The organism is Bacteroides sp. 3_1_23 (genome assembly GCF_000162555.1).
In the GTDB taxonomy this organism is placed as follows: Bacteria; Bacteroidota; Bacteroidia; order Bacteroidales; family Bacteroidaceae; genus Bacteroides; species Bacteroides ovatus.
The window spans coordinates 157,892-170,391 of the sequence record NZ_GG774952.1 but is presented as its reverse complement, the minus strand read 5'-3'; the positions used below and the strand labels follow the sequence as shown (position 1 = coordinate 170,391).

Genomic DNA, 12,500 nt, shown 5'->3' with positions numbered 1-12,500 from the left:
AGTACACTATGAGACTTATTCCATACTACATATCAGCCATGCTGATGGTGTTATTCTATGCATCTTGCAACTCCCATCAAAGTTCCAAAGGTACCGAGAAAGATATAATAGCTGAATTTGATGGAGAAGCAATATATGCCAGTGAGATAAACACAATTATAAAACAAGAGCTTTACGACGAACTTTGCAGAATTCATAATATTAAAAAGGAAGCATTGGAGCAACTAATCAATGTTAAGCTATTACAGAAAGAGGCAAATAAAAAACAGCTCACTTATCAACAATATATAGATGAATATACAGATGCAAAAATTAAGAAAACAGGTACAGACTCTCTTTTAAAACGATATAATATAAATTCAATCACGGAATTTCGTGGGAAGAGTGCATACAGTGTACCAATAGGCTCTCCTACTGGGAAAGTGACACGATTGTTTCATTTAAAGGGAGCTATTGTCAATGAGTTACTTGATTCTTTAAAAAGGAACAAAAAGATACTCCAATATCTCTATCCTCCTAAAAGTCCTTCTATTGATTTAAATAGTTTGCATACTTATTATAGAGGAAATCTCCAATCAAAAGTTTCCATGATTATTATATCAGATTTTGATTGTGACGCCTGTATTAATGCACATTCTTTATACGACTCAATACATCAAGAGTACAAAGACAAAGTGAAATTTGGATATATCCATTACTCTACAATGCCAACGTTTGCTCAAATAGCAAGTGATGCCGCTAACAAACAAAACAAATTTTGGGAATTTCATGATTCATTATATACACATAAGGGATACATAGATTCTATAGCCGCATTTAATATAGCACAGAATATGTCTATGGATATTAACAAATTCCAAAATGATATTACTAATAATGAAGGGAAAAAATCTATCGAGAAAACGATTAACCAATTAGTACTTCTAGGCATATACGCAACCCCAACTATAATCATCAATGGACGATTAATTGTTAATTCTAACTCAAAAGAAGAAATCTGTCATCTAATTGATGAAGAACTTTTAAAATAACATTACTCACTAAAAAAATGTATTATGAAAAAATTATCTTTTTATGTTTCTGTGCTTTATTAGCGTCTTGCTCTTCAGATGAAGAATTGCAAGATATAAGTACAAATAACGAAGAGTTGGCAAACATGATCAACGACTATGAACTTGTCTTAAAAGGCTATTCTCTTGATGAATTGAAAAAAGAAAAAGATGAATCGACTCCGACAACACAAGAAGAAACAGATGCAGAACCATGGCTAATTGATGCTTTAGAAAAAGCATCAGAAGAAACAAAAACTTCTAATTTTGGTAAAGTTAGAAGCGAAGCTAAAGCTTACACTAGTATAGCAAAAATCGCCGGAGTCTTTAAAATTAATTCATGTGGTAGTTACCGTGAATTTGTATACCACATGGATTGTGAAGATGGCGGTGACACTAAATCTATAGGTGATATTGGAGCAACATATGTTGATGGAAATGGCAATGTAACATTTCATTTCTGCTTAGTACCAGTAGGAAATTATGAAGGTGGGGCTTTACTTTTACATAATTACACATGGACTCCAGAAGAAGGGGATGTAGACGTTGTATTAAGACACCATGATAATGAAGATCATAACAATAAAAATCACATAGTAAACAATGGTGGATTAACGTCTACTGGAATCTCTAGATTCGATAAAAACACTGAATTTTATTGGAGATTTAGCAATAATCCAACATATACCTTAACTGGCTTCGGAGTATTAAGCAAACCAGAGCAAGGTCCCGTGCTACCTCATCAATTATTTATTGATGATGAAAACGGAAAAAATGCGAATACTGCAACCCTATGGATGCATCGAGCTAAAAAAAATACAGGAGGACTACCTCCAACAGGTACAACAACTAGTCGCAAACTAAATACAGGTGAAGATTATAGAGGAGCAATGATAGTTGATAGAAATACTATTTATAATATAAAAATATTCTAAATATAGCACATACTCTTTGGTAAAAAGAAATAAAACCTAGACTACCATTTTTTTACAAAGAATATAGGTGTTGTATCGTTTAGACGCAACACCTATATTTACATTTATTATATTGTTATAGAATTACTTCTCTACGATCTTTTCCAATCTAACATTATATACTAATGCAGAATAAGGCTGCAAAGAGCCATCGTTACCAGTACCAGAACCGTACCCACTTTGATAAGGAATATACAAAGTCCAAAAATCACCAGCCACCATATGAATCAGCGTGTAAGCCCATCCCGAAATTACCTTCCCAACATTAGGGTCAGGAGAACTTAGGACAAAGATAGCCGGAGAATCAAACTCTGTCGGTTCTGTTCCTGTATAAGTCTGCTGAACTACATCTCCATTGAAATAAAACATACGGTAATGTGCACTTACTGTAGAAGTATATTTAGGAGATTCTGTACCCTCCCCTTTTTTATCTTCTTTACATATATAGTCTGATTATTCGTCGGATCTGGAAAAGCATGAAGTTTCTCCGGATCATCATTAGCCAAAGCCTGATTTTCTGGGCTGTTATAAACATTAGCTATTGAATCAATAAAAGCTACACCACGTGCCTGCCAATTATCGTAACGGCTAGTCTCTTCCGTCTCACTGCAAGCAGTGAATGCAAGAACCAACAATACTAAGGAGAATAAATAGATCTTTTTACTCATTCGTTAAAGGTTTATTGTAAAGTTTTCAATAGAGAAGTGATGCTTACTCTGTCTGCGATGATGTTATTCAGTTCAGAGATAGCTACACGCTCTTGTTGCATGGTATCGCGGTTACGCAATGTCACGCAGTTATCTTCTAATGTCTGATGATCGACTGTTACACAGTACGGAGTACCAATAGCATCCTGACGGCGATAACGCTTACCGATACTATCCTTTTCGTCATATTGGCAATGGAAGTGGAACTTCAGGCTGTCAATAACCTCGCGGGCTTTTTCAGGCAGACCGTCTTTCTTTACCAACGGCATAACCGCCAGTTTCACCGGAGCCAAAGCAGCAGGTAATTTCAGAACCACACGGCTTTCACCATTTTCCAATTGCTCTTCGCAATAAGATGCGCTCATGATGCTAAGGAACATACGGTCAACACCGATAGAAGTTTCGATTACGTACGGAGTATAAGACTCGTTCAGTTCCGGATCGAAGTATTTGATGCTCTTGCCGGAGAACTTCTCATGTTGAGACAAGTCGAAGTTAGTACGAGAGTGAATACCTTCCACTTCTTTGAATCCGAACGGCATCAGGAATTCGATATCAGTAGCGGCATTTGCGTAGTGAGCCAGTTTATCGTGATCGTGATAACGATAGCTTGCATCGCCGAATCCAAGAGCTTTATGCCATTTCAGACGGATTTCTTTCCATTTCTTGAACCAGTCAAGTTCAGTTCCCGGTTTTACAAAGAACTGCATTTCCATCTGTTCGAACTCACGCATACGGAAGATGAACTGACGGGCAACGATCTCGTTACGGAAAGCCTTACCAATCTGTGCGATACCGAAAGGAACTTTCATACGACCCGTCTTCTGTACATTGAGGTAGTTTACAAAAATACCTTGTGCAGTTTCCGGACGAAGATAAATCTTCATTGCTCCTTCGGAAGTAGAACCCATTTCAGTAGAGAACATCAGATTGAACTGACGAACTTCTGTCCAGTTCTTTGTACCGGAGATCGGGCATACGATTTCTTCATCAATAATGATCTGACGCAATTCTTCCAGATTACCGTCGTTCAGAGCTTTAGCAAAGCGAGTGTGAAGTGCGTCGCGTTTTGCCTGATGCTCCAATACACGTCCGTTGGTAGAACGGAATTGAGCCTCATCAAAAGATTCGCCGAATCTCTTGGCAGCTTTCGCTACTTCTTTATTGATTTTATCGTCATACTTAGCCAGCTGATCTTCGATCAACACGTCAGCACGATAACGTTTCTTAGAGTCTTTATTGTCAATCAAAGGGTCATTGAATGCGTCTACGTGTCCGGAAGCCTTCCAGATAGTAGGATGCATAAAGATGGCAGAGTCGATACCGACAATGTTCTCGTGCAACAGCACCATGCTGTCCCACCAGTATTTCTTGATGTTATTTTTCAATTCAACGCCCATCTGACCGTAGTCATACACAGCGCCTAGTCCGTCGTAGATATCGCTCGAAGGGAATACGAAACCATACTCTTTGCAATGCGATACAAGCTTCTTAAAAACGTCTTCTTGTGCCATTTTCTTTTCTATATCTATTAATTTGAATTTGCTTTTTTCGTAAAAAGTGCCACAAAGATAGGGATTTATCTCATAAATAAGACAGGGAGGGTATTAATTTATCTTATTCCTGAACTTCTTCATCGATTTCCGGTGCCACCATACGGTCATATTCTTCCCGCTCCTGCTCCCGGTCCGCTTTCTTCATTTCTTTGGTCAGCATCTCTTCGGGCATATACAGATTAAAAGGAATACGCATGCATTTCATTTTTTTCACTTCCCGGCTAAATTCAGGACAAGCCACGAAATAGACACGTGAAACGGACACCTTTCCCGGAGTTACCTGTTCGGGGCGTTCAAATCCCGGACTGGTCAGTGACGTATGGAACGTGCCAAGTCCTTCGATAGTAACCGGCTGTCCGATAGACAACAGACTACGGATAGCATCAACCATTTCCGTCAATATACCATCTATCTGCCCGCGATGAAATCCACTCCGTTTTTCCATGTACTCGGCAAATTCTCTATTCCGAATCGGATCTATCAGTTTTTTGGGTACACCATACCATAATTCTTTTCTTTCTCCCGATGTTAAATCGGCTTTTTTTCTCACTACATAAGGCACTGCCATCGTTTATACTCCTTTCTTTTTTCGTTTATACTCGCGTTCTATCTGACACCCGGGTGTCAACACCATTGAGACCCGGGTGTCAAGCATACCAACACCCGGGTGTCAGTGCTCATGAGACCCGGGTGTCAGATAAGTGTTGGCTGCAACAAAATTAAGTCTTTATTATAGGAAAACAAAGGAATTCTTCTATATTTGTGCATCCCTACATTTATACTAAAGAAAAACATAGAACTATGATTAAGATTCTTCTATTGATAGACTATTCAAGCGAATTTGACAGGAAACTGCTACGGGGACTTGTCCAATACTCCAAAGAAAACGGTCCCTGGCTCTTTTACCGGCTGCCTTCTTATTATAGCACAATGCATGGCGAACAAGGCATTTTAAGATGGGCGAAAGAATGGAAAGCCGACGCCATTATCGGTCAGTGGAATAACGATACGATCGATTTGCAGAAGGAGCTGAATATTCCGGTAGTACTACAAAACTATCATCACCGGAGCGTCACTTACTCTAATCTGACAGGTGATTATAAAGGTACGGGAAGAATGGCAGCCCAGTTTTTTGCCAAAAGAATGTTTCGCAATTTTGCTTATTTCGGTGTTAAAGGAGTTGTCTGGTCTGACGAACGCTGCGAAGGCTATCGGCAGGAGGTAAAACGTATCGGAGGCGAATTTTTCAGTTTCGAATCGGATAAGCAGGAAGACGAGATAAGAATGGAGGTAAGCCAATGGTTGCAGCAACTCCCCAAGCCAGTCGCCCTATTTTGCTGTGATGATGCGCACGCCCTGTTCATTTCTGAAACTTGCAAAATGACGAATATTCCTATTCCGGAAGAAATTGCTTTATTAGGCGTGGACAATGACGAACTGATGTGTAATATTTCCGACCCTCCCATTTCATCCATAGAGCTCGAAGTAGAAAGAGGCGGATATTCTATCGGCAGACTTATTCATCAACAAATAAAGAAGGAACACGAAGGTACTTTCAATATTGTTATCAATCCTATCCGCATCGAATTACGGCAATCTACGGAGAAACACAATATCAAAGACCCTTATATTCTGGAAGTAGTGAAGTATATAGAGTCTCATTACAGTTCCGATTTGACCATAGAGTCTCTGCTTGCAAACATTCCGCTATCCCGCAGAAACTTCGAAGTGAAATTCAAAAACGCACTGAATACCTCTATATACCAATATATTCTGAATTGCCGGTGTAATCATCTTGCAGATCTACTGCTCACAACCGACCGTCCATTGGCCGATTTAGCAATGGAAGTAGGCTTTACAGACTATAATAACATTGCCCGGATTTTCAAAAAATTCAAAGGATGTTCACCTATTGAATACCGGCAGAAAAAGACTAGACAAAGATAAAATAAACGCTTTCTGAAGACTGTTTTTCGTTTTGACATTAAGATCATTCATGAGAATGACCTACCTTTGTTTTCATACCTTTCGAAATACATTTTAGATATTAATACTATGCAAAGACATACCATAAGAGGAAAAACAAGAACGATTATCTATCCTATTATTATTTATTTGGGGGTCACCTCAATAATGGGGTGCAAAAGATTAGAGATTAACCAGACAAAAAGAAACTGGGAGAAGCTATCCGCCTACTTTACCCCACCACCACTGTATCAGGAGAAATTTGGAACTTACCGCAATCCTCTTTTATTTTACAATGGAGATACAGTCAAAAACGCAGACGATTGGCTAAAACGAAGAAAAGAAATAAAAGACAAATGGTTGAACCTGATCGGTCATTGGCCGGCTATCATCACCAATCAAAAACTGGAGATTATAAAAACCACAGAACGCGAAGATTTCAAACAACATTTAGTGCGTTTTTATTGGACTCCTCTGGAACAGACTTACGGCTATTTACTGGAACCAAATAAGAAAGGGAAACATCCTGCCGTTATCACAGTATTCTACGAACCGGAAACAGCTATCGGATGGGGAGGAAAAGCTAATAGAGATTTCGCCTACCAATTAACCAAAAGAGGATTCGTTACTCTCTCATTAGGAACTAGACAGACCACCAAAGATAAGACTTACTCTCTCTATTACCCGACTATTAACAACTCCACTATGCAACCTCTTTCAGTACTTGCTTATGCGGCAGCCAATGCATGGGAAGTATTAGCCAGAGTCGAAAGTGTCGACTCTACCCGAATTGGTATCATGGGACACTCTTACGGTGCTAAATGGGCTATGTTTGCTTCTTGTTTATATGAAAAGTTTGCCTGCACCGCCTGGAGTGATCCGGGTATCGTCTTTGATGAAACCAAAGATAATTATATCAATTATTGGGAACCTTGGTACTTGGGGTATTATCCCCCACCCTGGAAAAAGATCTGGAGCAACAACGGCAATAACTCTTCAACAAGTGTCTATGCCAGACTATGTAAAGAGGGGCATGATTTACATGAACTCCATTCTTTATTGGCTCCTCGCCCATTTCTCGTATCAGGAGGTTATTCTGATAATGTAGACAGATGGATTCCATTAAATCACTCTGTCGCAGTCAACCAGCTTTTGGGTTATCATCATCGAGTGGCAATGACGAACAGGCCCAAGCATGATCCTACTCCCGAATCAAACGAAACTATATATAAGTTCTTCGAATGGTTCTTAAAAAGAAAAACGCCAAAAGAAGATTAACAATACATTATTCTTCGTTTTTTGAAGATAGTTTTTCGTTTTTGCCACCGCACATATCTTTGAAACAGAATACTTTTGTATCATTAACTAGTTAACCGGTCTAAAGAGACTATTGTTAGAAATTAAAATTTCAAATCGACGATCTAATATTTAAAAACTTATCATGCAATGAAGAAAATCAGATGGAATCCAAGGTTAGTAACCTCGTTGTTTATTATTCTTTTAATGTGCACTCTCGATTGTCTTGCACAAGAAGTAATAAAGGGGTTTGTGAAAGATGGTAATGATGAACCATTACCTGGCGTATCTGTAGCTGTCAAGGGTGCAACGAATGTCGGTACCATTACAAATGTTGACGGAAAATATAGCATTAATGCCCATAAGAATGACGTATTGGTATTCTCCTATATCGGAATGGTCAGCCAGGAAGTCAAAGTAGGTAATAAGACGAATATCAATATCACTCTTAAAGAAGATGTTTCCTCGCTGGATGAAATCGTAGTGGTAGGCTATGGAACTCAAAAGCGCGGTAGTCTGACCGCCGCCATATCTACTGTCTCCGATAAAGAAATCCTTAAAGCCCCAACCATGGGAATCAGTAATATCATCGGTGCACGTGTTGCCGGTATTTCCGCCGTACAAGCCAGCGGACAACCCGGTGCGGATAATGCCTCCTTGTCCATACGCGGGCAAAGTGGTATTATCTATGTTATTGACGGCATCAGAAGAAGCGCAAGTGACTTCAACGGACTCGATCCGAATGAAATAGAATCTGTGTCTGTATTAAAGGATGCATCAGCCGTAGCCGTTTATGGTCTGGACGCAAATGGAGCATTCATTGTCACAACCAAAAAGGGACAAACAGATAAAGTCACCATTAGCTATACAGGTACTGTGGGTATCAGCCAGAATGCAGAAGAACAAGAATGGCTCGACGGACCGGGATATGCTTATTGGTACAATAAAGCCCGTCTTCTACAAGGTGATACGGAAGTGTTTACTGTCGACATGGTGCGCAAAATGCGCGAGGGTGTCGACGGATGGGGAAATACCAATTGGTACGATAAAGTATATGGAACCGGTGTTCGCCAACATCATAATATTTCAGCATCAGGAGGAAGTGAAAAGATTCGTTTCTTCACATCTATCGGTTATCTGGAGGAAAAAGGAAATATAGATAAGTTCAAATACCGTCGAATGAATCTTCGTTCTAATATCGATGCACAGTTGGCTAAAGGACTTAGTCTGTCATTAGGTGTTTCGGGACGTATAGAAAAACGGGATGCTCCCAAATTTTCTGCCGATCCGGATGATTGGATGAATATTCCCCAACAGGTATGCTATGCTTTGCCATACGTACAGGACACTTATGAATATAATGGGAAAATATACGATGTTTCAACCCCGACTTCCGGTTCTCCGGTAGCTCCTATCGCATCCATATACGATTCAGGATATAACAGGTCCAACCAATCATATATGCAGTCTAATTTCAGTCTGAAATACGACACACCTTGGCTTAAAGGATTAAGTTTAAAATTCCAGGGAGCGTACGACTTAGTTCATGGGATGACTAAACAGTTGACCAAGCCGAATGAAGTCATGATTATGGATTTACCTAATGCAGCCACTACCACACTCACCTACCATAAGGACTACAGTGTTTTGAAAGATACACCTATATTATCCGAATCGGCATCACGCGCCCAAGAGTTCACTACGCAAACCAGTATCACATATGATAACAAATTTGGAGATCACTCGATCGGAATATTATTGCTGGCTGAAACACGGGAACGTAATAGCAACAATCTCGGTGTAACGGGAACCGGATTAGATTTCATTCAGTTGGATGAGTTGAACCAAATCACAGGATTCACCAAAGAGGGGAAAGAGCAACCTGCTATACCTTCGGGTAGCAGCAGCCAGACACGTGTAGCCGGTTTTGTAGGTCGTTTGAACTACAATTACGCTGACAAATATTATTTGGAGGCTTCACTACGCCACGATGGTAGTTATCTGTTTGGTGGTATGAACAAACGCTGGGTCACCCTGCCCGGTCTCTCTCTTGCCTGGAGAATCAATAATGAAAAATGGTTTCATGCTACTTGGGTAGACAATCTGAAATTAAGAGCAGGTATTGGAAAAACTGCAACCAGCGGTATCCAGCCTTTCCAATGGAGAAATACGATGAGCACATCCCCCAATTCTGTAGTAATAGGCGGAGCCAGTCAAACAGCTATCTATCCGTCCGTATTGGGAAATCCCAATTTGACATGGGCGCAATGCCTCAACTATAATATCGGAATAGATGTAACTTTATGGAATGGATTATTAGGAATGGAACTGGATGCTTTTTATAAATATGAATATGACAAATTATCTTCTGTAACCGGTTCGCACACTCCTTCCATGGGAGGCTATTATTTTTCAACTGCCAACGTTAATAAAGCAGATTATAAGGGTTTTGATGTCACCTTTACACATCAGAACAGAATCGGAAGTTTCAGCTATGGAGCCAAATTAATCTGGTCATACGCATACGGAAGGTGGCTCAAATATGCAGGTGACTCTGAAAACACACCGGAATACAGACGACTGACCGGAAAGCAAATCGGTTCGAAAATGGGATTCATTGCCCAAGGATTGTTCCAGAGTGAGGAAGAGATAGCCAACTCCGCTACCATGCCCGACCGACCGGCTTATCCCGGATATATCAAGTATATGGATAGAAATGGAGACGGTATTATAACCGTCAATCAAGATCAGGGGTATGTAGGTAAAAGCTCAAGACCGACCCACACAGGTTCTTTCAATTTATTTGGTAACTGGAAAGGATTCGATTTTGATATTTTGGCATCATGGGGGCTTGGCAGCGATGTTGCATTAACCGGAGTATATACGGCAACCGGTTCATCCGGAATCCAAAGCGCTACGGCCTTCACGCGTCCATTCTATCAGAATGGCAATGCACCAGTCTATCTGGTGGCAAACTCCTGGACACCCGAAAATACAAATGCAGAGTTCCCTTGTCTGGAAATCAATCCGAGAAGTTTGAATAACGGGCTGGCCTCCACATTCTGGTATCGTAACGGAAACTATTTGAGAATAAAAACAGCGCAAATAGGATACAATTTCCCTAAAAAATGGTTGAGTCCATTGGGAGTGGAAGCTCTTCGCCTCTATGTTGAGGGATACAACCTTCTGACTTTCAGCGCTGTGTCCAAGTACAACATCGACCCGGAATCTCCAGCTGTAAACAATGGATATTATCCGCAACAAAGGACTTATACACTTGGAGCTAAAATCACATTCTAAAATATACGCTATATGAAAAAGTTATGTATTAATATATCACTCTTCTTTATGTTGCTGACTTTAAGTTCGTGCAACGACTGGCTGGATGAAGTAAAACAAACGACTACCGTTAGTGATGAAATCATCTGGCAAGATGAAACCCAGGTTGACAAATATGTGAATAGTTTCTATCCCCTCCTGCATGATTACGGTCAATTTGGGGAGGCCCAATTCTACGGAAGTTTTACAGAAAGTCTGACTGACGCATTTAAGTATGGTTCATATACGCTGGGACACAGAGCCGGCCATCCTAATCTTTATGTACTAACACCGGATGCTATCTCTCCGGATAACTGTCTATACAGTATCTGGCTACGTTCAACAGCATACAAACAGATCCGAGAAACAAACCAATTTCTATCTCTACAAAGAAAATATTCCGAATTTTCAGCAGACAGAAATAAGCTTTGGGAAGCTCAAGTACGCTTTTTCCGTGCATTTGTATATTTCCAGTTAGCCAAAAGGCATGGAGGTGTCATCTTGTATGACGATCTGCCGGTATCAACTAATAAAGCCCGCAGCAGTGCTGAAGAAACCTGGCAATTCATAGCCGACGATCTTGATTTTGCAGCCAATAATTTACCCAAGGAATGGGATGCGGCAAATAAAGGGCGTATCACCAAAGGAGCAGCCTATGCACTGAAATCGAGAGCAATGTTATATGCCAAACGTTGGCAGGATGCCTATGATGCTGCTAATAATGTAATTGCACTCAAATTATATGGTCTGACGGACAAATATGAAGATGCATGGAAAGGGAATAATAAAGAAGCGATTCTGGAGTTTGATTATGATGCTGCCAACGGGCCTAATCATCTTTTCGACCGGTATTATGTACCACAATGTGATGGTTATGACAATGGTTCAACAGGAACTCCTACCCAGGAAATGGTAGAATGTTATGAAAGCAAAAATGGAGAAAAGATAGACTGGACACCCTGGCATGGCATTACTGATGAAACTCCTCCATACGACCAACTGGAACCTCGCTTCGCCGCAACTGTAATCTATAGAGGATGTACCTGGAAAGGGAAAAAGATGGATTGCAGCCTTGACGGAAAGAATGGTGTGTTTATGCCTTACCGGGAACAGGGTACTTCATACGGCAAAACCACAACCGGTTATTTTTTAAGGAAATTGTTAGATGAAACGCTGACAGACGTCAAAAATGGGAAAAGCGCCCAACCGTGGGTTGAAATTCGCTATGCAGAAGTTTTATTGAACAAAGCGGAAGCAGCTTATCGACTCAATAAGATCGGGGAAGCCCAAAGTGCAATGAATGAGGTACGCGCCAGAGTAAAAGTGAATTTACCGGGTAAATCCTCTACAGGCGAGGCTTGGTTCAAAGATTACAGAAATGAAAGAAAGGTTGAACTAGCCTATGAAGGTCATTTATTCTGGGATATGCGTCGTTGGGAATTAGCCCATATTGAATACAACAACTATCGCACACATGGCTTCAAAATCATTGGCGCTACCAATACATACGAATATGTTGATTGCGACGGGCAGGACCGCAAGTTTATAAAGAAATTATATGTCCTTCCTGTACCGTCTGAAGAATTGAAGAATAACTCATTGATTGAGCAATATGATGAATGGAAATAACAATAA

Annotated in this window: 8 protein-coding genes and 1 pseudogene; 6 read left to right on the top strand and 3 right to left on the bottom strand. The window is 40.3% G+C overall.

What is annotated here, in order from left to right:
- Window positions 1-8 precede the first annotated feature (8 nt).
- Window positions 9-1,031 carry a DsbA family protein gene (locus HMPREF9010_RS10705; protein ID WP_225450246.1) on the top strand — a complete coding sequence of 341 codons (1,023 nt, stop codon included), beginning with the start codon at window positions 9-11 and terminating at the stop codon, window positions 1,029-1,031.
- Between the two features lie 17 nt (window positions 1,032-1,048).
- The gene (locus HMPREF9010_RS10710; RefSeq protein ID WP_008649474.1) at window positions 1,049-1,984 is read left to right on the top strand and encodes a hypothetical protein; all 936 of its coding nucleotides are present in this window, start codon (window positions 1,049-1,051) and stop codon (window positions 1,982-1,984) included.
- Between the two features lie 123 nt (window positions 1,985-2,107).
- Here HMPREF9010_RS10710 and HMPREF9010_RS10715 read toward each other — a convergent pair.
- From HMPREF9010_RS10715 to HMPREF9010_RS10725, 3 genes and pseudogenes are all read right to left on the bottom strand, one after another.
- Window positions 2,108-2,691 (bottom strand): annotated as a pseudogene (locus HMPREF9010_RS10715) (FKBP-type peptidyl-prolyl cis-trans isomerase).
- Window positions 2,692-2,702: 11 nt separating this feature from the next.
- Complete coding sequence (locus tag HMPREF9010_RS10720) at window positions 2,703-4,244, bottom strand: glycine--tRNA ligase (RefSeq protein ID WP_004299629.1); 1,542 nt, start codon at window positions 4,242-4,244, stop codon at window positions 2,703-2,705.
- Window positions 4,245-4,347: 103 nt separating this feature from the next.
- The gene (locus HMPREF9010_RS10725; RefSeq protein ID WP_004299627.1) at window positions 4,348-4,854 is read right to left on the bottom strand and encodes an HU family DNA-binding protein; all 507 of its coding nucleotides are present in this window, start codon (window positions 4,852-4,854) and stop codon (window positions 4,348-4,350) included.
- A 233-nt stretch (window positions 4,855-5,087) separates the two neighbouring features.
- Here HMPREF9010_RS10725 and HMPREF9010_RS10730 point away from each other — a divergent pair, with 233 nt between their 5' ends.
- The 4 genes from HMPREF9010_RS10730 (at window position 5,088) to HMPREF9010_RS10745 (ending at window position 12,494) form a co-directional block, all read left to right on the top strand.
- Window positions 5,088-6,233: a xylose operon transcription regulator XylR gene (locus HMPREF9010_RS10730; protein ID WP_008649472.1), complete on the top strand. Its 1,146-nt coding sequence runs from the start codon at window positions 5,088-5,090 to the stop codon at window positions 6,231-6,233.
- Window positions 6,234-6,341: 108 nt separating this feature from the next.
- Window positions 6,342-7,529: an alpha/beta hydrolase family protein gene (locus HMPREF9010_RS10735; protein WP_008649470.1), complete on the top strand. Its 1,188-nt coding sequence runs from the start codon at window positions 6,342-6,344 to the stop codon at window positions 7,527-7,529.
- 168 nt (window positions 7,530-7,697) lie between these two features.
- Window positions 7,698-10,847: a SusC/RagA family TonB-linked outer membrane protein gene (locus tag HMPREF9010_RS10740; protein WP_008649468.1), complete on the top strand. Its 3,150-nt coding sequence runs from the start codon at window positions 7,698-7,700 to the stop codon at window positions 10,845-10,847.
- Window positions 10,848-10,859: 12 nt separating this feature from the next.
- Window positions 10,860-12,494, top strand: coding sequence for a RagB/SusD family nutrient uptake outer membrane protein (locus HMPREF9010_RS10745; protein ID WP_004299618.1), 1,635 nt, complete (start codon window positions 10,860-10,862; stop codon window positions 12,492-12,494).
- The last annotated feature ends 6 nt before the right edge of the window (window positions 12,495-12,500 follow it).